The organism is Paraburkholderia xenovorans LB400, from assembly GCF_000013645.1.
In the GTDB taxonomy this organism is placed as follows: Bacteria; Pseudomonadota; Gammaproteobacteria; order Burkholderiales; family Burkholderiaceae; genus Paraburkholderia; species Paraburkholderia xenovorans.
Genome location: NC_007953.1, coordinates 1,448,771 through 1,471,779 on the forward strand (window position 1 = coordinate 1,448,771; position 23,009 = coordinate 1,471,779).

The 23,009-nt window shown below is 60.1% G+C and carries 19 protein-coding genes and 4 pseudogenes; 7 read left to right on the plus strand and 16 right to left on the minus strand.

Going from position 1 to position 23,009, the window contains the following annotated elements; genetic code table 11:
• Positions 1 to 194: 194 nt before the first annotated feature.
• The 3 genes from BXE_RS45200 to BXE_RS48105 form a co-directional block, all read right to left on the minus strand.
• Positions 195 to 1,004 (minus strand): helix-turn-helix domain-containing protein, encoded by an 810-nt coding sequence (locus tag BXE_RS45200; protein WP_158340971.1) that lies wholly within the window; start codon positions 1,002 to 1,004, stop codon positions 195 to 197.
• Positions 1,005 to 1,305: 301 nt separating this feature from the next.
• Positions 1,306 to 1,626 (minus strand): pyrimidine/purine nucleoside phosphorylase, encoded by a 321-nt coding sequence (locus BXE_RS43105; protein WP_011494446.1) that lies wholly within the window; start codon positions 1,624 to 1,626, stop codon positions 1,306 to 1,308.
• 339 nt (positions 1,627 to 1,965) lie between these two features.
• Positions 1,966 to 2,280 (minus strand): CGNR zinc finger domain-containing protein, encoded by a 315-nt coding sequence (locus BXE_RS48105; protein ID WP_322787466.1) that lies wholly within the window; start codon positions 2,278 to 2,280, stop codon positions 1,966 to 1,968.
• Positions 2,281 to 2,364: 84 nt separating this feature from the next.
• Between BXE_RS48105 and BXE_RS43110 the strand changes: the two genes are divergently transcribed.
• The gene (locus BXE_RS43110; protein WP_011494448.1) at positions 2,365 to 2,829 is read left to right on the plus strand and encodes a hypothetical protein; all 465 of its coding nucleotides are present in this window, start codon (positions 2,365 to 2,367) and stop codon (positions 2,827 to 2,829) included.
• Between the two features lie 169 nt (positions 2,830 to 2,998).
• Here the strand turns inward: BXE_RS43110 and BXE_RS43115 are convergent, their stop codons facing one another.
• From BXE_RS43115 to BXE_RS43125, 3 genes are all read right to left on the minus strand, one after another.
• Positions 2,999 to 3,691, minus strand: a complete 693-nt coding sequence (locus BXE_RS43115; RefSeq protein WP_011494449.1) for an OmpA family protein — start codon at positions 3,689 to 3,691, stop codon at positions 2,999 to 3,001.
• A 45-nt stretch (positions 3,692 to 3,736) separates the two neighbouring features.
• Positions 3,737 to 4,501 carry a flagellar motor protein gene (locus BXE_RS43120; RefSeq protein ID WP_011494450.1) on the minus strand — a complete coding sequence of 255 codons (765 nt, stop codon included), beginning with the start codon at positions 4,499 to 4,501 and terminating at the stop codon, positions 3,737 to 3,739.
• 75 nt (positions 4,502 to 4,576) lie between these two features.
• The gene (locus BXE_RS43125) at positions 4,577 to 5,812 is read right to left on the minus strand and encodes a Crp/Fnr family transcriptional regulator (protein ID WP_011494451.1); all 1,236 of its coding nucleotides are present in this window, start codon (positions 5,810 to 5,812) and stop codon (positions 4,577 to 4,579) included.
• 753 nt (positions 5,813 to 6,565) lie between these two features.
• Between BXE_RS43125 and BXE_RS43130 the strand changes: the two genes are divergently transcribed.
• Entirely contained in the window at positions 6,566 to 7,690 is a 1,125-nt protein-coding gene (locus tag BXE_RS43130; RefSeq protein WP_011494453.1) for an acyltransferase family protein, read from the plus strand.
• 57 nt (positions 7,691 to 7,747) lie between these two features.
• A pseudogene (locus BXE_RS47795) lies at positions 7,748 to 7,869 on the plus strand (DNA-deoxyinosine glycosylase); the annotation flags it as partial.
• A 97-nt stretch (positions 7,870 to 7,966) separates the two neighbouring features.
• On the opposite strand, the gene BXE_RS43135 reads toward BXE_RS47795, so the two are convergent.
• The 5 genes and pseudogenes from BXE_RS43135 to BXE_RS43150 all read right to left on the minus strand — a co-directional run bounded on the left by BXE_RS43135 (position 7,967) and on the right by BXE_RS43150 (position 12,906).
• Positions 7,967 to 9,361, minus strand: a complete 1,395-nt coding sequence (locus BXE_RS43135) for a heavy metal sensor histidine kinase (RefSeq protein ID WP_040123599.1) — start codon at positions 9,359 to 9,361, stop codon at positions 7,967 to 7,969.
• A complete protein-coding gene (locus tag BXE_RS43140) occupies positions 9,358 to 10,032 on the minus strand; it encodes a heavy metal response regulator transcription factor (protein ID WP_011494455.1) in 675 nt (224 codons plus the stop codon). Before BXE_RS43140 ends, BXE_RS43135 begins: the two co-directional genes overlap by 4 nt.
• Positions 10,033 to 10,149: 117 nt before the next feature.
• On the minus strand, positions 10,150 to 10,920 hold the full coding sequence (locus tag BXE_RS43145; RefSeq protein WP_011494456.1) for an alpha/beta fold hydrolase: 771 nt from the start codon (positions 10,918 to 10,920) through the stop codon (positions 10,150 to 10,152).
• Positions 10,921 to 11,201: 281 nt separating this feature from the next.
• A pseudogene (locus BXE_RS47800) lies at positions 11,202 to 11,371 on the minus strand (helix-turn-helix domain-containing protein); the annotation flags it as partial.
• Between the two features lie 785 nt (positions 11,372 to 12,156).
• Entirely contained in the window at positions 12,157 to 12,906 is a 750-nt protein-coding gene (locus BXE_RS43150) for an SDR family oxidoreductase (RefSeq protein ID WP_011494458.1), read from the minus strand.
• Between the two features lie 103 nt (positions 12,907 to 13,009).
• On the opposite strand from BXE_RS43150, the gene BXE_RS43155 reads away from it, so the two are divergent.
• Positions 13,010 to 13,927, plus strand: a complete 918-nt coding sequence (locus BXE_RS43155; protein ID WP_011494459.1) for an AraC family transcriptional regulator — start codon at positions 13,010 to 13,012, stop codon at positions 13,925 to 13,927.
• Positions 13,928 to 14,545: 618 nt separating this feature from the next.
• Positions 14,546 to 15,463: a PilZ domain-containing protein gene (locus BXE_RS43160; RefSeq protein ID WP_011494460.1), complete on the plus strand. Its 918-nt coding sequence runs from the start codon at positions 14,546 to 14,548 to the stop codon at positions 15,461 to 15,463.
• Between the two features lie 29 nt (positions 15,464 to 15,492).
• Here BXE_RS43160 and BXE_RS47805 read toward each other — a convergent pair.
• Positions 15,493 to 15,597: pseudogene (locus BXE_RS47805) on the minus strand (response regulator); the annotation flags it as partial.
• A 599-nt stretch (positions 15,598 to 16,196) separates the two neighbouring features.
• Here BXE_RS47805 and BXE_RS43165 point away from each other — a divergent pair.
• The gene (locus BXE_RS43165) at positions 16,197 to 17,150 is read left to right on the plus strand and encodes an ABC transporter substrate-binding protein (RefSeq protein ID WP_011494462.1); all 954 of its coding nucleotides are present in this window, start codon (positions 16,197 to 16,199) and stop codon (positions 17,148 to 17,150) included.
• A gap of 144 nt (positions 17,151 to 17,294) precedes the next feature.
• Here the strand turns inward: BXE_RS43165 and BXE_RS43170 are convergent, their stop codons facing one another.
• From BXE_RS43170 to BXE_RS43175, 3 genes and pseudogenes are all read right to left on the minus strand, one after another.
• Positions 17,295 to 18,374 (minus strand): aromatic ring-hydroxylating oxygenase subunit alpha, encoded by a 1,080-nt coding sequence (locus tag BXE_RS43170; RefSeq protein WP_011494463.1) that lies wholly within the window; start codon positions 18,372 to 18,374, stop codon positions 17,295 to 17,297.
• A 272-nt stretch (positions 18,375 to 18,646) separates the two neighbouring features.
• Positions 18,647 to 18,882, minus strand: a pseudogene (locus BXE_RS47810) (hypothetical protein); the annotation flags it as partial.
• Positions 18,883 to 19,042: 160 nt separating this feature from the next.
• Complete coding sequence (locus tag BXE_RS43175) at positions 19,043 to 20,011, minus strand: LysR family transcriptional regulator (RefSeq protein WP_011494464.1); 969 nt, start codon at positions 20,009 to 20,011, stop codon at positions 19,043 to 19,045.
• A 115-nt stretch (positions 20,012 to 20,126) separates the two neighbouring features.
• On the opposite strand from BXE_RS43175, the gene BXE_RS43180 reads away from it, so the two are divergent.
• Positions 20,127 to 21,290, plus strand: coding sequence for an alpha/beta fold hydrolase (locus tag BXE_RS43180; RefSeq protein WP_011494465.1), 1,164 nt, complete (start codon positions 20,127 to 20,129; stop codon positions 21,288 to 21,290).
• Between the two features lie 405 nt (positions 21,291 to 21,695).
• Here the strand turns inward: BXE_RS43180 and BXE_RS43185 are convergent, their stop codons facing one another.
• Positions 21,696 to 22,754, minus strand: a complete 1,059-nt coding sequence (locus BXE_RS43185; protein WP_011494466.1) for a hypothetical protein — start codon at positions 22,752 to 22,754, stop codon at positions 21,696 to 21,698.
• Positions 22,755 to 23,009: the final 255 nt, after the last annotated feature.

Genomic DNA, 23,009 nt, shown 5'->3' on the forward strand with positions numbered 1-23,009 from the left:
CCGCGGACGTGTACCTGAGCGTACAGGAAGAATGCGCTACGTTTAGTGACCGTATGAGCAGCGTTCCTGAATAAAGAATCTTCTACCCACGGGTAAGCGGGTAAACCGCAGCTCAATCTGACTGAACCCGGCCCGCGTGCAACGGCGTGAAGTGGAAATGAAGCCGCTTGCCATGCTGCCTATCGAACGCCCTGTCAGACGGCTCGGGCGCGATGCGTGTTCAGGGTGTCCCAAACCACATGCGGCTGCTTGCCCCGATACGCAATTGCCACGCGCTCCATCAACGCAATCAGATCGTCCTGAGCACGCCGTTCGCACTGTGCAGCACTTTTCCGGTAGGTACATCCGGCGCGGCAATCAACGCCAATGTGCCGCGACGAATATATATTCGAACTCATGGCGATGCAGCCGTCCTGGCGCGGGCGCTCGTCCCGGATGCTTGGGCTCACCGCCCTGAATGCCGGTCTTCTCGTCGATGCTGAGGACGACAGCGTTTCGCGGCACCCTGCGATACAGACGCAATGACGTGGGCCTTCTCGCGAAAGTTTAGGTCCGGACTGTGTGTGCAACCATTGCTGGACCCGATGCGGGGGTAGGTCGCCGACCTGCAGAATGCGCTGCACGTGGCTGCGCCTGATCTGCCCGACGCCGCCGCGCTTCACGGCACGCGCGGCAATCTCGTTGAGCGTCGGCGTGACCCATCTGTCAGACTCCTGCGCTTCACACGCCAGCGCGATCAACTGCAGTCGCGCTTCGTGCGTGATGCGTGGCGGACGGCCACTGCGCTCGCTTTCGGGAATGCCTTGGGCCGCTTGCCGGGCAGTGCGCCTGCGCCATAGACACACCGTTTGCACCGAACTACCACGCTCTTTCCAATGACCGTTTGGGATGACCGTCGTGAGCCCACACCGCGGATGCGCGCCCGCATCACATCCTGCTGCACAGGCCGTCTTCCGCGCTATCAGCGAAAGTCGTTTCTGGCATTCTTTATTTGCCAGCTTCACTGGCGTTGCATGGCGGCCTCGGCTCACCCGGACACAATAATCAAGTCGGTCAAATTACGCAACTAACCGTCCGCGACCGCTGGGTCGCTAAAAGGCAAGCGGAGACCCCCGGTCGACCTTTGAACTACGGCTGTATCCTGCTTGCAGGAAGTAGGGCGCCGGTTAGTGCATCATTATCGATTGGTCCCAGCGCGCCAAGCCGCAGTTCACACGCCGGACCCCGGGCGCAAACGGACGGGCCCGGTACCGCACACACGCGCAAAGCCGCACACAGCACCGGGCGCCGCGAGCCCGTCCATCCTTACAGATAGCTGCAGACGTAGTCGAGCGTTTCAACCACGTCGATATCAAAGCGGCTGTTGCCGGGCACCGAGAACGATTCGCCCGCGCCATACGTTTTCCAGTCCTCGCTGCCTTCGAGGCGGATGCGGCATTGGCCGGCCTGCACCTCCATGAGTTCCGCCGCGTCGGTGCCGAAGTTGAGCGCGCCGGGCAGGATCACGCCGAGCGTCTTTCGCGAGCCGTCGGGGAACACAACGGTGTGCGAGACACACTTGCCGTCGAAGTAGACGTTGGCCCGTTTGATAATGGACACCTGATCGAATTGCGTTGCGGCCGTCATGGCGGTCTTCCCTGGGTTGTCGTGATGGATGCGTCGGCGCCATGTGGCAGCGGGCGGTGCGCGTTCTGCGCGGACCGCTGGTGCGGACTTTTGCTCTGGCGCGAGCCCGCCATCATACAGGTTGCCGGTGGCACAACTACGAGCCTCAGCGCAACGACACTCGTAGCTGGCGCGCCTGCCAGCCTGTTCATCCGATAGGCGAGAAGTGGCGGTAGCAACGCGACGCGGTGATCGATTCACCCGGGTAGGCGGTTCGACGCCAGGCGGTGAATTGGCTGGACTCGCGCTGGCTCGCGTCGGAGAATTCTTTCAGACGATCCGCTCCGCTACCGCGTCGCGTCAGACGTTCTTCTGTTCCCTGAGCCGCTTCCGGTGAGCGGCAATCTTCGCGCGGTTAGCGCAGATCGCCATGCTGCACCAGCGGCGCGCATGGCCCCGCGTGCGAGCAACTGATTGAGAGGTGCGAGATCTTGCAGATCTCATGCGACCAGCGCGCGTCCTTTCCTCTTCTGGACAAATTCCCGGCCCACCCGCGCAGTGAACGCGCCGCGGTAGCCACCGCGTCGCGTTCGGCAGCCGTGGCTTGCGCCCGTACCGCCGCAAGTGTGCTGCGAGACACCATGACCGGCCGCCGTTGGCCGGGCGTCCGGACATGCCGGCGCGCGCCGTGCGGACGAATCCGTGAACATGCCCGCCGCACGGCTATAATCGCGCTCGAACGTGGCTAGAGAGGTACTCGTGAAAAAGATCGTTGCCTTTGCGCGTATTGCGCTTGTTGCATTTGTACTCGCTGGTTGCTCGTCTCCCGTCAAGCAGGCGGAGCAAGCTCAGGCATTCCTCCACAACGAAACCAACCTTCTTGCTGCCCAACGCAATGCGACAGTCAGTTGCGCGCCGGAGAACTGTGACGCCGCCTGGGCACTGACGAAACGCTATATCCAGCAGCATTCCGATACCCCCGTGACGCGCGCGGACGCGGTCGCCATCGAAACCGACGTGCCCGATGATTCGGGCAAGGCCGCCTTTTCGGCGAGCCGTGATGCGAAAGGTGCGGGCGCCACGCTAACGCTCTTCGCGCAGTGTCGCGGTATGTATGGGCCGGACAGCGCGAAGGGCTCGGACTACGACGAGTGCGCCGAGAAGATCCTCAAGGTCCAGAATGGCTATGTGGCGTTTCTCCGGGCTCATGCATCCAGTCAGTAAGCGGTATCTGACTTTTTGCCGCGATTGCCTGTCGGCCCGCTACGGACCTGCCCCGCTTGTTGAAGCAGGCCTGCCGCCAGCTCGAGGTTAACCGGAACTTCTAACCAGGACTTCGTCGCATCCAGGTTACCCGGCCTTCTCGACGCTCGCCGAATGCGCGACGCAATGTTCAATATTCGACGAGTATCGTCACGCGGCGATTAGCGGCGTTCGCCACTGCGTCGTTGCCTATGATCAGCGGGAAATTGTCGGCGCGGCCAATTGCGGCCATTCGGTGCCCTTCAATGCCCCTGTCGGCAAAGAAGCGCACTACGGCTCCGGCGCGTGCGGAAGACAGCTCCCAGTTGGATTCATACTTCGCCGTCGATATCGGCAAGCTGTCCGTGTGCCCTTCCACCAGAATGTTGTTTTTTGCGCGGTCACGCAATACTGCGGCGATCTGCTGAAGAACCGCGAACGATTCCGGCAATAGGCGCGCATCGCCGGAGTTGAACAGTATCCTGGCATTGATCGCGATTTCCACAGCTTGCGGGGTCTGCGAAATCGTAATCCGGTGGTTGTCCCGCAACGGTGCGAGCAACGAAAGAAGCTGCTTCCCCGCTTCGTTTCTCGCAGCGGCCGACGCGGCGAACGGCTGCAGATCCACGGCTTGCTTCGCCGGATGGTGTTGCAAAGTCGTGATCTGAAGCTCGCTGTTTTTCGCAAGCTCCAATACATACAGTGCCAGGAATAGCACCATTAGCGTGGTGATCAGATCGGCGTACGAAATCAGCCAGCGATCCGGGTGTGCCCCGCTATCGTGACTTTCATCACGCGCGGCCTTCTCCGCCGTCAGACGCTTGCTGCCCGAAGATGTGCTCATACAGGAAAGTCCGCGCTCAATTCATGCTCGACAGGATCAAAGCGGCTAGCCGAGAAGTTCGGCCGATCGTTCGCGTATGTCGCCGGCCAGTCGGGTTTCGATGGTATGAGGCGACTCTTTGCGCGAAATCGCGAGCAAGCCATCGAGATACAACCGCCTGAAACGCAGTTCGCTATCCACCTGCGCACGGATCTTTCCGTGCAACGGCAAAAACACCAGGTTCGCCAATGCGAGGCCATAAAGCGTTGCGACGAAAGCGACGGAGATGCCTTGTCCGAGCTGCGACGGTTCGAGCATATGGCCCGTCACCTGAATCAGGCCAAGCACCGCGCCCAGAATGCCGAAAGTCGGGGAATAGCCGCCCGCCTGCTGCCAGATTCGGGCTGCCGCCATGCGGTTGCGCTCGTATGCATCGAGCTCTCTTTGCAAAGCGTCTTCAAGCACGGCCGTCGACACGCCATTCGCCAGCAATTCGAGACCTCGTTTGGCAAACGGGTTGATGCCGCGCGCGTCGATCGACTCGAAAGCCAGCATACCGTTCAGTTTCGCCTGGTCGCCCCATTCGAGCAGAACCGACAGACTTTCGCGATCCACTTGCCGCGCCTTCACGAAAGCGAAGCGCAGCAGTTTCACGCCGTCGTAAAACCGCGCCCACGTGTTTTGAATCATCACCGCGCCAAGCGTGCCGCCAAGGACGATGACAAACGCCTCCAGTTGAAACAGGGAGGTGAAATGTCCACCTTCGAGCGAGAAGCCCGCAACGATGGCAGACAAGCCGAACACCGCCCCCAATATCGTCAAAAGATCCATACGTCCTCGCAAGCGGCCGCACGAGCGTGCGAACCACAGGTCAAATCGCGCCTTGTCACGCGATTGCTCATGGCGTCACGACTCAGCCTGCGCTGCGTTCGCAGCAGGAGACTTGAGCGCTCGCACTGCGTCGATGAATCGTTGCTCGATCTCGACAAGCTCGACCGGGTCGATCCTGACCTCGCGACGCATTATCCACGACACCTCTTTCTTTCTCGCTTCGGTCATCACCGATTGCAGGCGTTCGTCAATCGGCTGTCCTGCCAGTGCGGCCAGCAGCTTGGCGAGATCGTAGGTATCGAAGGCGCTCACCGCTTCGAACAAGGTTCTCTGGTCGACAAACTCCAGATCGTCAAGCGAATTCAACTCCGTTGCCGCACGCGCATTACGGCGCGAAAAATAAGTGAGGCCCTTTTCTTCGACGTAATTCAGTACCTTGCTCTTGCGGAAAGCAAAGACGTCCTCAGCGATTTCGGCGTGAGAGAGCTTATTGAGAAGTACCTTTCTGTCCACGCCGATCAAGGCTTCCAGATCGTTCAGCTCAATCAGTTCCAGCTCGCTGCTGATCGACACGTCCAGATCGTGATCCGCCACCTGCTGCGCGCGTTCCGTGATCCGCGCCGGATCGAACGTGACGATTTGCCGGCCCATTGCGCCGTCGCCGGCGGCGTATCGTCCCGACGTATTGTTCAGCCGCTCCGATCGTCCCGCTTCGATCGACACGAGGTTGAGCTTCTCCATGCGCTTGAGCATCGTCATGACATGCGGGCGCGAATGGCCGGCAATCGCGTTGCACTTCTTGATGACTTCGGAGAGCGGAATCGAGATCTCCTCGTTTTGCGAGCGTCGTGCACGTGCGTCGACGCGGTCGTTGGCCTCGGCGCCGGCCATCAGCGAAAGCACATGCGCGTAGGAAAGAACGCCGGGCAGGAAATCGGCATGCGTGTTCGTCGCGAGAATGTCGTCTTTCTTTTTGACGCGGCGGATCATCGTGCGCACGATGTGGCGCAGCAGCGGCGAAACACGCTCGAGCTCTTCTTCGACGATGCCGCCGGCGATGGCGGTCAATTGACAGAAGCTCAGTGCTTTAGCCGTGTGCGCGCGCGGCTCGGGTGGCAACAACGCCGCTTCGCCGAAGAACTCGCCTTTGCCAAGCGTGGCGAGAATGACTTTCTTTTCATCGCACTGCGTGGAAATTTCGACTTTGCCATCTGCGATTACGTAGATGACTGCGTCGCCAGCGAAGCCTTCGGAATAGATGACTTCGCCCGGAGCGGCCGTGCGCGACCATGGCGAGCGTGGCTGATTCAAGATGTTTCCCCGATGTTTTTTTGTTCCAGCGCGTGCCGTTCATCTGACACGAGTCAGGTCGATGGTCTGACTTATTTCTGGATAACGACAACTCTTTCCCAATCTTTAACTCAGCCAACCTGCGAGGCCGCCACGCAACGTTTATGGCCGATGTCATCGAGACCAGGCGGTATCCCCTTGGCGCAGAGATAAGTAGGCTGCTATTACAAAAGGGGACGGGGAAGAGGGCCGGGCTGTCACGCAGCCAGGCTCCAGATAGCCAACCACGATCTGGTGCAATCCTGCGGTATTTTCATGTGCGCACAATTGATGCGTTTCAGTCGCTGCCCGAGGTGGACCGGCGTCCCATTTGCATGTCATAGGTCCTGCGATGCCGGGTCAGCAACCTGTTAGCGATCGGTGCCAAGGTGGAAAATGGCGCATGAACGTCTATCGCATGGCTCGAGTCAAGGATCGTATATGGCCGGCGACTGTTACACACCGATTTGCCGACCTGTGACTGCCTATCGGGACTGGTGCTGGCCCGCTATCGCTGCTGCGGGTTCCGGGCTGTGAGCGGAAAGTGCGCAAGCCAAACATGACAAGACCGCCGCCATTGCCGATAATCGCGCACAACTCCGCGCCGTTTTCACCAAGCGGACGAATCAACCACGGTCGTGCTGTTCCGAGGACGATTTCCAGGTGACAAACCCGGCCCATTATCCTTCGCTCACCAGATAGCAGGATTCCAGGCAGGTCCCAAAGCACGCAAAAATGAATAGAAAGCTGAGCTTCATACAGGCAGTCCGTGGCATCGCCGCGTTAATGGTTGTGCTTTACCACGGCAGCGGGTTCATCAGCCCCTACGGAACCGGTCTTGGCGATCTGCTATTCGGCGCAGCGGGGTCGATGGGCGTCACCCTTTTCTTCATCGTGAGCGGCATCATCATGGTTCACACGACCGCCCGCTCCGATGGCTCACCGGCCTATGTTCTGGAATTCCTGATCAAACGGTTTTCCCGCGTCTGGCCGGTTTACCTGGTGGCGGTACTCGTTTTCGTCCTGGTCGCGTTGCATGGCACCGGATTCCTGCAGAGCCCTGCTCACAGGCGGCAATTGCTTTTTACCGCATTGTTTTTGCCGACTGGCAATGGTGTTTCGCCGGATTTCGGGTTCCCTGTCATTTCGGTCGGATGGACGCTGAATTATGAAATGTATTTCTACGTGATTTTCGGCATGTCGATGCTTTTCGGGCGGTCCAGGTGGATTGTCTTTGGTGGGTGGCTGTGCGTGACGCTGCTGCTGGTGCCTTATGTGCACGGCAATGTCGTGCTTGATACGAACATCGACTATGGATTCAGCCACCCGTACGTGAAACTCATTACGTTCCCCATTATCTGGCAGTTCGCAGCAGGCATCGCGATCGGACTGATTCACCGCTCGCGTCTGGAAATACGGAGCGAGAGAATCCTGGGATTGATGCTCTTCGCTTCGGTGTCGTTCGTGGTCTGGCAATACCTGACCCGTTTTCGAATCGGATATGGCGTCACCGAATGGGGCGCGTCGCTCATCCCGATGATGCTGATCTTCTCGCTCGCCAGCAAGCGGCTTTCCCTAACCGCGCCGGTCACGCTGACCTACCTCGGAGACATATCGTTTTCTCTCTATTTGTGGCACGGCTTCGTGCAAGGGATGCTGCCATATCCATTTGTCCACACGGGACATGGCGATATGACGCTTGGCTTCCCTTTTCTATTCCTGACGACCGTGGTAGCCATCCTCCTCGCGGCGGCATCTCATTGGATATTGGAACGTGGACTTGCCGAGTATATGAAGAACGTGTTCCTGCAGGGCGTTGGTACCCGAAGCGACGCAACGGGAACAGCTTCTTCCAGTTGACCCCGCCGGATACAACGGACACATGTCCGGAGATGACGGGTGGCATCCCGCGGAATCGGAGTCGGGATCTGGGATGTGCCCGGTGCTTGCCACCGCGAAGGGAACCTCGATTCGGCTATTCGCAATGCACCGCTGTTGAAGATGACTGCAAGACCGCGGGGCTGTTTGCGCCGGCGGGGTGAACGCGCGTGTTGCCGTCTTCCCGTCCGGCACATGCGGCGCTTTCGTTTGCGCTTTCGTTTGAAGTTGCAGGAAGGCGTGCGGGCAGTGAGCGACTCAGACCTCCCGCGCTGGAAATACCAGCGTAAAGCGCGTCACGCCTTCGTTGCTCATAACATGCCAGGTTCCGCCGTGCAGCAGCATGATACTGCGTACGATCGAAAGCCCGAGCCCGCTCGATTCGGACGACCGCTGCCGCGACTTGTCCACGCGATAAAAGCGATCGAAAAGCCGTTCGAGGTGATGCGGCTCGATCATCGGACCGCGGTTCTCCACATAGACGATCATCCCGTCCGGGCTTTGCTCCGCCACAGTCAGAATCGCCGTGCCGGGATTCGCATATCGCACGGCATTCGCCAGTAGATTGGCGAGGGCGCGGCGAAACAAAACAGGATCGGCCCATACGAGACCCTCGCCGCGCCTTTCCAGCCGGACGTCGCGCTCTTCGGCAAGACCTTCGAAATAGGCTGCTACCCGCTCGAATTCATCGGCGACGGGCAATGCCTTGTGTTCGATCGCATTGTCCGCTTGCTCGGAGCGGGCCAGGAACAGCATATTGGCAATCATCTTCGACAGGCGCTGCAACTCCTCGTAATTGGAACCGAGGAGCCGCTGGTAATACGCGACGTCGCGCGGGTGGCTCAAGCCGACTTCGGTCTGCCCAAGCAGATTGCCGATCGGTGTGTGCAGATCGTGCGCCATGTCGGCGGAGACCTGCTTCAACTGCGTGAAGCCCCGCTCGATCCGGTCGAGCATGCCGTTCAACCCGGCGATCAGCGCGTCCAGTTCGGGCGGCGCCTCGCGCCCCTCGATGCGCGTCGACAAGCTGGCGACGCCGATCGACGCGGTTTGCGCCGCGAGCCGCTGCAGCGGAGCCATGCCGCGCCGCACCAGCACGTAAGCGAGCATGGCGGCCAGCAGCGCGGCCGTCGACGCGAACAGTAGTATCTGGTTGCGGTAGGCGTGCAGCATCCGTGTGCGCTCGGTCATCAGGCGCCCCGAGATGATCTGCAGATCGCGCTGCCCGGCCACGCCGCGCGCATCGGCGGCGACGTAGATGAACGGCGTGCCGTCGGCCGTTACCGCATGGCGCACGGCGCCGGGCGACAGCACGGCATCTGCCGGCACAGGCCGCACGTCCGGCACGGCCCGATGGCCCGGATTGACGACGATGAGCGGCGCGTCACCCGGCGACTGCACGACCAGCAGCGACTCGGTATTGCCCAGCATGTTGGCGAACAGATGCGGCTTCTCATGAATCAGATTGCGCACGTCCATGTCCTGCATCAGCGTGCGAAGCTGATCGACTCGCGTGACGAGCGCCGCGTCGTCGCGCGCGATCAGCTGCGCTTCAAGCTTGCTATACAGCAGAAAGCCGACGACCGCCATGGCGCCGAACGCGAGGCACGCGAACAGCAGCGCGAGGCGCGTCGTGAGCGACATCCGTTTCATGCTTCGTGCTCGCAGCGGTAGCCTACGCCGTGTACGGTATGAATCAGGCGCACTTCGAAGGGTTCGTCGATTTTCTGTCTGAGCCGCCGCACGGCGACGTCGACCACATTGCTGTCGCTGTCGAAATTCATGTCCCATACGCGCGATGCAATCAGCGCGCGGGACAGGACCTGGCCTTGATGCTGCACGAAGAACAGCAGCAGATTGAATTCCTTGTTGGTGAGGGTTATGCGCGTGCCGCCACGCTCGACCCGCCGTTTCGGCACGTCGATGTGCAGATCACCGACTTCCAGCCGCTCTTCCTGTTTTTGCGGCTGCCCGCGGCGCAGGATGATGCGGATGCGGGCGAGCAGCTCCGCAAACGAAAACGGCTTGACGAGGTAATCGTCGGCGCCGAGATCGAGGCCCTTGAGCCGGTCTTCGAGCGTGCCGCGCGCGCTGAGAAACAGGACCGGCGTATCGAGGCGGGCACCGAGCTTTTTCATGACGCTCCAGCCGTCCATCTCCGGCATCATGACGTCGAGCAGAATCAGGTCGTAGCGCATTTCGTTCGCCAGATGCAGCCCGTCGATGCCATTGGCGGCGACGTCGACGACATAACCCGCCTCGGTCAGACCGTTGAGCAGGTATTCGCCTGTTTTCGCTTCGTCTTCGATGACCAGTATTCGCATATCACCGTACCGTTGTTCCGGCCCGTGGACGCCGGGCTCTGCAACCGGAAAGGATGGCCGTGTGGGTTTGTCTTCCCGGCCGCCCGTCGATTGATGCCAGACGGAAGCCCCGCGGCCCTATTGTGCCGATTGCGCGGCTTGTTCGATCAACGCCGCTACTTCCCGCGGATGCGATTCATACACCGAATGGCTTGCGCCGTCGATTTCCACCGTATGCGCATGCGCGCGCGCCGCGTACATGCGTTCGAGATCCGGATTGATGATCTTGTCCGCTTTTGCGACCATATACCAACTCGGTTTGCTCTTCCATGCCGGATCGGGAATCAGCGCTGTGAACACCGAAGCCGATGTCGGCATCTGTGCGTGCGCCTCGAATTCGGCTTGCGCGCGCGGCAGGTCGGCGGCAAAGTCCGACGGATAATCGGCCGGATTCAGATAGAGGAAATTGTCCGGCGTCCTGATCACGGCCTTTGTCGAATTCGGGTACTTTTTGCCGTTGCTCGCCTCGGTTTCGCCGACGTCCAGCGCATGCGCGGCGATGTAGACCAGCGCCTTTACGTGATCGTCGTTGCCTGCCTCGGTGATGATCGCGCCGCCGTAGCTGTGGCCGACCAGCACGGCCGGGCCGTCGAGGTCGTCCAGCACGCGCCTGGTGGCGGTCACGTCGTCGTTGAATGAGGTCAGCGGTTCCTGCACCAGAGTGACCTGATAACCGTCGCGGGTCAGGATGTCGTAGACAGGGCGCCAGCCCGCTCCGCCGACGAACGCTCCGTGGACCAGGACGATGTTCCTGATCGGCGCAGCAAAGGCCGGCGCGGTAGCGGCGGTCAACAGGCAGAGCGCGGCGGCGGCGTGTACGGCGGCCGAGCGGAACGTGGGAAAGTACATGGCAACTCCTTTGATCAACATCACATGGAAAGGTTGGGGTACAGCGTGATGCCAGTCTAGGGAGCGAGGTCCAACAGGGCGGTTACCCGGTCGTTACAAAAGAATGACAGAAGGGGCCGTGCCGGCGGTGATCCGGAGCGTTTGCGGGAGGGGTGAATCGCTTCCGTCGTTGGCGGCTTCCGGACATCATCGGCATTCGACGCAACATCCCCCCGGAACCGCGACTCGCGACCACGAAATCCTGCGGAGCGGACCCCCGGATGTCGTTGGCCCGCAGCACCGCGTATCTCCCGCACCCCACGGCCCGGACGCCGGCGCAGTAGCGTCCGCAACGTGGCGCCGTCCTCATAGCCGACCTCGGCGGCAATCGCCTCGACATCAAGTTGGCTCGTGCGGAGCAGATGAACGGCCCGCTCGACGCGAGATCCTGGAAATAGAACAGCGGAGATCGACTATCTTCGCAAGTGCACGGTTGCCCCGCGACGAAGCACGCACCGAGACCAGCGGCGAGATCAGCGAGATTCCGGCCAGGATGGTGCAGACGTTGACGGCCTTCTTCGAAAGCGGGCATGCCCCGAATCCACACGACGTTGCCGAGGCGATCGCGCGGCCCTGAAGCAGCCTTATGGTTCGCGCGCGGCACGCATCGTCGTCGGCCAGTCGTTCGGCACCGGCACGCTCAATGCACAAGCGGGCGTGGTCCAGGCCCGACTGCTTGAAGGACTGGGTCTGCAACAACTTGCCCTGCCCGGCATCTCGCGCAAAAGTGGCAGCATCACCTGGTGCACGGCGAGCATGCCAAACACGTTGGCGTCCTACCCCGGGTGCATTTCATCGGGGGCCACGTTGCAGGGGCGCGTCGTCTTTGCGTACTCTTCAACAGACTGACCGGGCTGCCTCTTCGTATTTGAGATGGCCGCGTTCTGGATGAGCACGTCAAGGCGGCCAATTCGTCTCGGACACGCTCTGCCGCAGATGTGATCGAAGTCTGATCTGTCACGTCGAGTGGGAGCGCGAACGCGCCCAGCCCAACTTCCCTGGCCGCAGCCTCGCCGCGTTCGAGGCTGCGCGACCCTACCAACACAGTCAAACTGCGTGCCGCGAGATCCTTTGCAATCTGAAGCCGATTCCTTGATTAGCCCAGGTTACGAGAGCAACGAGTTTGTCCTGCACAGCAATCTTCTCGTCGCAATATGCGATAGCGCATGGAAGTCAGGTTGAATCTGTACCGCACGGTCAGCGAACCTCAGCCGCCCATGCTTCGGCGTCAGCGCCGGCCGGGATGAGCATTGGGCATGACGGGTCCGTCGCCGCGCGCCACACAGCCACGGCGACGTCCTGTGCCCGGGTGATTGGCGTAGAGGTATCCTGGAGTCGCGCGAAGACATCCTTGACGAGACCGGCGTACGCCTCGTGGTCGAGGCCATGCATCTGGGCGCGGGCGTTCTCGCCGAACCGGGTGTCAGGCGCACGACCCGGCAGCACCAGGTGCGCTCGCACGCCGAACTGTTCGACCTCCAGCGCCATTGACTCGGTAAATGCGTTCACTGCCGCCTTGCTCGCGCGGTAAGCGGCGATCAGAGGCAGCGCTTTCAGCGTGACGCTCGATGTGACATTCACTATGACGCCGGCCTTACGCTGCCGAAACTGAGACAGCACCGCCTGCGTCAATGCGATCGTGCCAAAGGTGTTGGTTTCGAAAATCTCGTGCACCGTCGCCATCGGGACCAGTTCCGCGGGCGAAGCCGCGCCGAAGCCCGCGTTGTTGACGAGCACGTCGATCGGGCCGGCCGCCTCGACAGCCTTGCGGATGCTTTCCGGATCTGTGACGTCGAGCGCCAGCACGCGCAAGCGCTCTGAGCGCGGTAGTACGTCGGCGCGCGGCGCGCGCATGGTGGCGACGACTTGCCAGTCGCGTACTAGAAAATAGCGGGCGATCTCGAGGCCAAAGCCGGAGGAACAGCCGGTGATCAGCACGGTTTTCATGGGATTTCCTCTGTGAGGTGGTTTGCGTATGCCCGTACGATAGACCGCGGCGACTGTACTCACTACAATCGAAAGTCCGAATTTCATTTGCAAAAGTCCGGCAATGATCGATCCGTTGGCCGAAGTTGTGACGCTGCTGCAGCCGGGCGCCCGATTTTCCAAACTGATTCTAGGTGCGAGCTCTTGGCACGTTAGCCGCTCGGATTCCGGTCAGCCGCTCTATTGCGTGATCCTCGAGGGCGGGTGTCGCATGGCGATCGACGAGCATGAGCCGATCGAGCTCGTCTCGGGGGACTTCGTGCTGATTCCCGCGGCCTACGGCGTCGCGATGTCCAGCCTCGTGCCGCCACCGCCGGGTGCTCAGACGCTGGAGCCAATCGCGCTCGGCAACAATGAATTTAGAATCGGGGAGCCGGACGGCCCTGTCGACTCGCGAATGATGGTGGGCCATTGCAGTTTCGGTTCACCAGATGCATCCTTGCTGGTCTCCTTGCTACCGCAGCTCGTGCATGTCCGCGGCGAAGAGCGGCTGGCCACCCTCGTGCAACTGGTACGAGATGAATCACGCGAGCAGCGGCCTGCGCGCGAGGTCGTGCTGTCACGACTGCTGGAAGTGCTGCTCATCGAGGCGCTGCGGTCCACGGCGGAAACGACTGCGTCACCGGGTCTGGTTCGCGGGCTATCCGATGGCCGCCTCGCGGCCGCGATCCGAGGTATGCACGCACACCCTGCACGCGCCTGGACGGTTGCTGAACTTGCGAAAGAAGCCGCACTGTCGCGCTCAACTTTCTTTGAACGCTTCAACCGCGCGGTCGGCGTGGCGCCAATGGAATATCTGCTCACTTGGCGCATGGCGCTCGCAAAAGACCTGCTGCGCCGTAATGAAGGTCGCGTCGCCGAGGTTGCACAACGCGTTGGCTACAGCTCCGCCAGCACCTTCAGCGTCGCCTTCACGCGGCACGTCGGGCGGCCGCCTTCACAATACGCGCGCGAGGAGCAGGTGACCACCGACGACACGTAAGCCATCGGAAACACGCTGTTTCCGATGGCATTAAGACGAGGGAACCCGAAGGCTCAAAGCAACTCACCACAATGACGCTGTTTGAGCGAAGCACTCATCTGAATGTCCGGGCGATGGGATAAACGAACGACGCTTCATGGCAGGAGCCTTCTACCGCGCGAGCGGTTTTGTTCGTCGAACCACGACTGACGTTCCGAGCAGCGCCGCCGCAATGACCGCTTCGACCCGAAGCGGTCTATCGCCGGATCGCCTGGCATATGGCCGCTAATCAGTACAGTAGCCTTATGCCGGAAGTTCGCCATCGAGCGGCAATCAAGCGGTGATATCGCATTTGTGTGAGTACCGGGTGGTGGGTTTAACATCCGCTCCGCCCACGCCCACGCCATTTTTGAACGACCTACTTCATTCTTTCTTGAAACAGTGCGTTGCGTTTTTGATGGGTAAATTTTTGCCGCTGGAAGCCGATATGCATTCGGCATACTCTATTTTCATGCGTCGGCTTTGTCGCGCGAGATTCCGGCGTGACCGGTAAGCCGTCCCCGGGAGAGGCGGCTCCCGGCTGCATCCGGTCGGACAAGGCATCCCTTGGTGAAGTGATACGCGTTTCTTGTGAACACTATGGCCTTAGTCAAACTGCAACCCGGCGACATCACCTCCGACGACCCGATTCCGTTTCCAATCTATAGCGCTGACGGGAAACTGCTGCTCCAGGAAGGGCAGTCCGTGACAACGAGTAGCCTGCTTGATCGGCTGTACGACCTGGGCTATCGGAAAAGTACGGAAAAAGTTCGCAGTGGACCGTTCAATCCGGTCTCCCATGCTCCTCAGGTCAATACGGAACTACTCATCAGCAGCGCACACGCCCACGAAAAGGCATTGCCGAAACCGGAGGCTATCTCAGGTCGGTCAATGAACGTGCTCCCCACTTTGAAGCACCGGGTAGAATTTTTTCGTCTTACCCCTGCCGGAGGCTCTGAAGCGATTCACGTTGATCTCGTTGGTGTTGTTCACGAAAAGACCATTATCGTCAGGAGTACGGGACCGGATGAAAGCGTGGTTCTGGATCCGGAGCACAGCTATCAAGCGAAGCTTTTCACTGGGTCGCATCTGTCTACCTTCTCCACGCGGCTGACACCAGACGGTGTAGGCCCATTCGGGTGTTACTACCTCGAATACCCGGATAACCTTATCCACGCGACCGTGCGCAAACATAGGCGTGTGACTACGTCATTCCCGGCGAAGCTGCAATCGGGCGAATACCAGCGGGCGAGCGTTGATGTCACTGTCAGCAATATCAGTCTGATAGGCGCGGGTGTTTCGTCGAGTGTCGACTTTTTAACTGTGGGCCAAAGCGCCCGTTTGTCAATGAATTTGAGCGTGGCGCAACGTGTTCGACCCGTCGAAGTCTATGTAGAGGTGCGAAACCGGCGGGAAAAGGACGGCGGGTTTTTCTACGGGCTCGAATTCGTCCGGGTGAGTGACGAGGTGCGTCTGGAGATCAAGGACTTTGTGCTCGATAGTCTGGCGACGCTCTAGAGTCGAAACCCAGACCACTCAACGAGCTGTCATCCATTTGCCAATTTTTTGAACGTCTCCAGCGCTGAATTGCCTTTTAATGGCTTGACGATCCAGCCTTTGGCATCTGCTGCTTTCCCTCGCGCCTTCATGGCCGACTCTCTGTCGGCAATACTGCGCCTTTGCGCTCCCTGCTGAAACAGTTTGTGAAAAACTCGGCGCCGCGAATACGGACCCGAAGCAATTGATGCTGTTATACCGCTGGTCCCTCGGGCGGTTCTTCCCGAACCGCGACGGCGATGGAACTCCCGACGATCGAGATTATTCCGACGATCGAAACGAGACTCAGCGTTTCGCCCCATATGCAGAAGCCGCAAAACATGGCCGGCTTCGTCGTTGCGTAATATACAGCCAGATATAGTGAATTCTTTGTCGTCCCGACGCGCGGGTAAGCAAGCGTAGTCGGGAGCCCGACACGCGCGCGCCTGCAGAAACACGCCCGCGCGCTATCGCATGACATATATACATATTCCCAAACGTCATTTATCCGGCTCATCTCGCGGCCTGTAGACTACCGGAAACTGGCGGCGCCTCGTTGGGTGCTCGCGCTTGCCGGAGTACGACGGCGCTTCGGCCAGCCGCTCGTACAACGGTTCACAAACTGGCACGAAGCATCTGAAAAGAAATGAAAAACGGTATCCGGGGTTCAGTTGTAAAGCGTCTGGCGCATGCCATGGTCCTTTGCGGAGCAGTAATGCTCGCGTGCCCAGCGCACGCCGAGGGTAAGATCAGCATCGCGCAGCAATTCGGTATCGGTTATCTGATCCTCGATGTCGTCCAGGACCAGCACCTGATCGAGAAATACGGCAGGCAGGAAGGGCTCGACATCAAGGTTGAATGGCGCACCATTTCCGGCGCGACAGGCATGAACGAAGCTCTGCTTGCCGGCGCCCTGGACGTAGTGTCGGCCGGCGTGCCGCCCATGCTGACGGTCTGGGATCGAACCCGCGGCCGGCAGAACGTCAAGGCTGTCGCCGCGCTCGGCTCGATGCCCAATTATCTGCTGACCAACAATCCCAACATCCGCACGCTCAAGGACTTCACCGACAAGGACCGCATCGCCGTGCCGGCGGCGGGCGTCGGCTTCCAGTCGCGTACGCTGCAGATCGAAACCGCCAGGGTCTTCGGCGACAGCGACTACAAACGATTCGACGCCATCTCGGTCAGCTTGCCGCATCCTGATGCGACCGCCGCGCTGATCGCAGGCCATACGGAAATTGACGCTCATTATTCGAGCCCGCCGTTTCAGTATCAGGCACTGGAGCATGCCAACATCCACAAGGTGCTCAGTTCCTATGACACCCTGGGTGGCCATGCCACGTTCAACGTGCTGTACGCAACGCAGAAGTTTCACGACGAAAATCCGAAGACGTACCGCGCCTTCTACGACGCGCTGGCGGAAGCGGCTCGCATCATCAACAGCGACAAGAACGCCGCTGCCGCTGCCTATATCCGCGTAGAGCACTCCACCTTGCCATTGACGCTGGTCCAGAAGATCGTCACCGATCCAGAAATCGAATTCACGATTTCCCCGCAACGCAGCTTCGTCTACGCGAACGAACTCAACCGGCTCGGTGTCTTGAAGAACAAGGCTGCGTCGTGGAAGGATTACTTCTTCCCTGAAGCGTATGCGTTGCCGGGTAGCTAACTCAGGCCGCCGCGGTTTGACGGCCGTTTTTTCGACGGTGGCTTCCCGGTATGGTGTCGTGTTTCACAAGCGAAGCCAGCCGGTCCCGGTTTTCGACCGGTCCGGCCGCTTACCGATTTCCTGGCCGCGCCGCCCGGGTTCCCCTCAACCGGCATACGCCATGGTCAAGCCCATCTCCCTGAGCAGGCGGCGGTAGCCGACCGAAGTCCGGTCCGCCGCGAAATGCGCTTCGGCCTGCATGTCGAGCGGCAGATCTTCCGGCCTCTGCCGTTCGACAATCGCCTGGTCTTCCGCAAAGATCTGCGCGTTAAAGGCATAGACGTCGTCGAGCGATCCGGTGGTATCGAAATTTCGCGTAATGGGAACGAACAGCCTGGTTTTGCGTGCTGAGACTGGGCTTGCTGCATTCAGAATGTTCAGCCGCCCTTCGTTAGGGAAATGCACGGTCAAGCGGGCGCAAAACGGCGGGTAAATCTCATAGACGCGCAGCCAAGAGAAGTCGTCGGGGGCAAGATGCTGCAGTGCCTTGGGGTAATTGCTGACATTGCTCCAGTATTCGGTGCGCAATCCGAAGTCGGTGAATTCCGTTTGGTACATCGGAACCTCGGGCCGGTTACGGTCCGCAAATGCGTCGTGATGGACGAATGCGAAATGCGCGACGTCGACAAATCCCTCGACCTGGCGGCCAGCCGATCCCGCGATGTCGACGAAAGGCGGCAGGATCGACTGACAGAGCGGATCGCCCCATGAAGGCATTGGCGGCAGGTTCGCTTCGCCACCCTGAGGATTCAGGCAGGTCCAGACGAGACCATAGCGCTCTACGGCCGGAAACACGGTCAGCCGGAATTTTGCGGAAGGCTTCAACTCAGGTTGAGCGGGAATCTTACGGCATTGACCGTCTGCTGCGTATCGTAGGCCATGATAAGCGCAGACCAGTTCATCACCCTCGACGCACCCCATGCTCAACGGTACGCCCCGGTGCGGACACAGGTCCCTCGCCACATGGACACCGGCAGGTGTCCGGTAAGTCACCAGTTCGAGATCGAGAAGCGTCACAGCTACCGGCGAGGATTTCACATCGACACTGCGGGCAACCGGGTACCACTGTCTGGCCAGGATGCGCCAGTCTTCCGCACTGAACGTACATCGCGGCGGAAGAAATTCCTGAGGCATGTCACGCTGGGCGGATGCCGTTGGCTTATCTGTATCGCTCAGGACTTGCATGATGTTATCGGTTCCATCTCGGACAAGAAGAGGACTGCATTGGATGTCATCGAACGGCATAGCGGTGCGCTATATCCGTTCGTATACATCGGTTGCAATTTTCGCGCCAACGCACGGATCGGGATTTCACGCGTTTTACCGCGAATATACCAGGGAAAAAGCGGACAACGAAGAGACCCGATGTGAATCCCTACGCACGGAGGCAGTGCGCAGGTCCGGTTCGATTCCCGTTACTAGTGCATCGGGTATCTGGCGTGCAAGACCATGCACCGCCTTTTGCACGCTTCATTCCGGAGTGCAGGACCTTCCACAGATGCATCGTCGTTGGCATCGTTGTCCAGAGCGGCACGTAAATGTATTGTTCGGCCGCGAAGCGCGACTTCTTCCCTTCGTCAAACCTGATTCCACTATCGATGCAGTCCGGATGTCGAGTACCGATTCGGCTATGCTCCCAAACGCAATCCTTCAGGAGCGGACGTAGCAGACGCGGCCTGTCGTGATTAGTCATTGGAGTCTTCAGGTGCCCCAGCGTAGATCCGCGTGGCCGCTTGCTCGGTTGGGGGCATGACATCAAAACTAACCCGTGGCTCGACCTTTTCAAATCAGGCCAGGGGTCTCTGCTGGCGAGGCACAGACTGCCAGCTCGGCCGCCCTCGACGAACAGCCGCTTATATTCGCCCCCGCTCAACGGCCACTTTCGAGCCTGGAACAGCCCCCTTCCAAGGCATCTCCTTGCGATCCCAAGGCGGTTCATCGCCGAACGCCTCGGCGAGGTAATCGACGAACCGTCGCACTTTGAGCGGTATGCGCCGCGCGCTCGGATAAACTGCTTGAATCGTCAGATCAGCCGGGCGATAGTCCGGCAGCAGCGCCACGAGTTCGCCGCGCCGGATGTGCGCGCCGAACACGAAGGTCGGACCGTACACGATGCCCGCTCCGGCAAGAGCGGAGGCGAGCAGCATCTGCGTATTGTTGGCCGTCATCCGGCAAGGTCCGTCGATCACGTGCGCGCGGTTTTTCCCGTCGCGCAGCGTCCAGTCTCCGGCCGACACGGCCTCGCTGAACACAAGTCGTTGTGCATGCATCAGGTCGTCCGGCTTGCGCGGCGTTCCATGGCGCTTCAGGTAGGCGGGAGACGCACACACGACCATTCGGCACAGCGCAAGCCGGCGCGTTACAAGTCCCGGGTTCTCCAGCCGTCCTATCCGGATTGCGACGTCAACGCCCGCCTCGATGAGATCGAGGTAGCGGTCTCCGAGCAGCACTTCCACGTTGACGTGCGGATGGTCCTCCAGGTAGCGCGCTACAACCTCGCCCAGGTGCATCGCGCCGAACGTGGCCGGCGCCGCGACACGCAGCACACCGCGCGCCGTGCCTTGCGAATCGCTCGCTTCCCGCCTCGCTTCGTCGAAGGCTTCGAGAATCCGCTTGCAGCGTTCGTAGTAAGTCTGGCCAGTATCGGTCAGACTCAAGCGCCGGGTGGTGCGCTGGAGTAGCCGCGCATTCAGTTCGGCCTCGAGAGCGCTCACGTGTTTGCCGGCCATCGCTGCCGATAGCCCGAAGCGGCGTGCCGCCGCGGCAAAGCTGCCTTCCTCGACAGCGGCGACGAAAACGCCGAGGCTTGTGAGTCGGTCCATTTGGTCCTCCGATTCGATAACATTATTATCGACTGTGCGCACCGGATCGGCAATTATCAAACTGGGGGCTTGAATCTACTATTCGGAGACTACCTAACGGACGAGGAGCACGGAAATGGAAATCAAGTCGAACGGTACGCGGATTCATGTCGTGCAGCGGGGCAGCGGCGAGTTGGCGCTGGTGTTCCTGCACTACTACGGCGGCTCGTCGCGCACATGGGACGAGGTAGCAAGCGAATTGTCCGACCGGTATCGAATCGTCGCCACCGACCATCGCGGCTGGGGCGCTTCGGAGGCGCCCGCCGACGGCTATCGCATTGCCGATCTTGCCGCCGATGCCGAAGGCGTCATCGAAGCGCTGGGACTGCGGCGTTACGTTCTGGTCGGCCATTCGATGGGCGGCAAGGTTGCTCAACTTATCGCATCGCGTCGGCCGGGAGGGCTCGAAGGTCTTGTGCTCGTCGCGCCTTCGCCTCCGTCGCCGACGCCCCTTTCCGACGAGCAACGTGCGACGTTGACCGGCGCGTATCAATCGCGCGAATCGGTCGAATTCGTAATCGATCACGTCTTGACCGCGAAATCGCTCACCGCCGCGCACCGCGAGCAAGTCATCGAGGACAGCCTGAGGGGCGCGCCGCAGGCTAAGGCGGCGTGGCCAAACGTGGCCATGCGCGAAGACATTACCGCGGCGGTGGCGTTAATCGACGCGCCGACCATCATCATCTCCGGCGAGCTTGACCAGGTGGATCGCGTCGCAACACTGCAGGCCGAGCTGCTGCCTCACATCCCGCACGCGGCAATGCACGTGCTGCCCGGCACGGGACACTTGTCGCCGCTAGAAGCGCCGGCCGAGGTGGCGCGGCTTATTGCGCGATTCGTCGCAGCGATCGAGGGCAGCTCCGTTGTGTGCAGTTTGCCCGAGCAGGTTCCAGTCGCTTTCGACGCGGCGTTGAACGCCGGCGATCTCGATGTCCTGCTCAGTATGTTTAGCAATCAGGCCACGATGCGGATGACGAATGGCGAGGTGATACAGGAAAACCTCGCCGGATTGCGCATCGGACTGGCTCAGTTACTGGCACTGCGCCCGCATATCCGTAACGAAGTGCGTCGTGTACTGACGAGCGGCGACATAGCCCTCGTCCTGCTCGACTGGACCCTCAACGGGACACTACCGGACGGCCGGGAGCACGAGGAGCGCGGTACCGCTACACAGGTCATGGAAAGGGGCCGCGACGGTGGGTGGAAGCTGCGGATCTCCAATCCGTCCGGGCTGAACTGAATGGCATCGAAGGTGCGCCGCCGTAAACGACCGGCAAGGATGTTCAAGCTGCTCCTGTCCGGCTCGAGCTTGATGCCGGCATCGCCGGGACATCGAACTGCCCCGCGATGCGCGGCCACTGGCGCCAGGCAATTGCCTTCCCGGAAATCTGGTTGCGTGTGACTGCCCTGGCATATCTGAAGGGGCGTACGGGAGCGACTCTTAAGTGAGCGAAGCCCCATGAAGGTGTTGGGCCCGGAGCAGACCTTCCTCAACTGGTCGGTGATGAACCAGTCGGGCATATTGCCGTGTCGCCAGACGCGGTGACGCATGCAACCAGCCGCCGCGTCAGAGCGCATGCCCGAAGTTTGCTATCAATCGCGAGACTGAACCTGTTCGGCGAAGATTGCTACCCCCGGAGCCCTCTTAAAATGTCACAGCCGTACGCAAGCTGGCGACAGCCATGGCATTCAAACGAATCTGATATTGCTGCGAGTAGTTGAGTGTATAACCGGTGGATGTACCCGGTGCCGCAACCGGATACGCATTACCGCCCAATACGGTTCCCGCCTTAATGAGGTTACCCGCGTAAACATTGCCATTAAGCTCGTAATAGGTCCTGTAGGTAGGCGTCGTCAAGTTGGGGCGCACCGCCGAAGCTATATACGTCGTCACGCCGTTGATAAACGACACGCTGCCATTGGTCAGCGTGTAGGTCGTGCCGTCGACGCTTGAGGAAATGCCTCCTGCGGCCATCAACGCTGAGATTGTCGTACCGCTCGCGACCGGATTTGGCGCGTTGCTCGTTGTGGAACCGGCGTAATCTGCAACCGTATAGGTATCAGCGACCTCGGTCGCAGTGTATTGCAGATATGCGGCACCAGGGGTCCAACTCGACGACGCGCCAAGCAATGACGGGTTGTAGTAAAGCGAATTAAACCATTGCGCCAGATTAGCCGGAGCGGCCTTGACGGCTCCATTCAGGGGGACCACCGAAAGATTGCTGCGCAGTTGGCTTTCTACAACTGTCACACCATCCGCCGCAAGAGTGTCGACCTCAATACCGGTACCCCGGTAACTCACATTGTTCAACGACCCAGAGCCCACGACTATTGCACCCTTGATTAAATAGCGCCCAACGGCAAAGGTGGTTGGAAGACTCAGCGAATTGGCAATCGACGTCGGCGCTGAGCCGTTCAGTGGTTGTTTGCCGCCGGTGGACGGCGACGCGGCGATCGACGCATGCGATTCATACAGATGGTTAACGCCATTCGTAGGCGTACCTGAAATCGGCAGTGACCAGTCGATGCTATATGAGGCATTCGGCGCTAGCGCAAACTGTTCGAACGTCTTCTGGTCGGCGCTCAGGGTAGATTGGTTAGCAGTGGAAGACGAGCTGTTATTTCCATTTCCCCCGCCACACCCTATCAGTACAGCCGACAAAACAGCCGCGATAGGAATTCCCGGTCGATGGATGCCTGTCATTTTTCTTGGCGTATAGCCCGGCAAGCGCGAGCGCGGTATATGCAAAACGCATGGTTTTTTCTCGTTGTGGTCAGCATGTTGTGGTCAGCATTCTGTTATCGGTAAAAGCCGCAAGATTTTATGCCTTACAAAGCCCTTTGAGTTTCATTGCATCCCGGTTGAGTGGTATTCGTGGGAAGTAGGTACAAAGACTGCGATACGCTGGTTCTGGCGCCGGTGCCCGCACCCCCCGCGAAGCTTCTTGCCCGTGCCCGC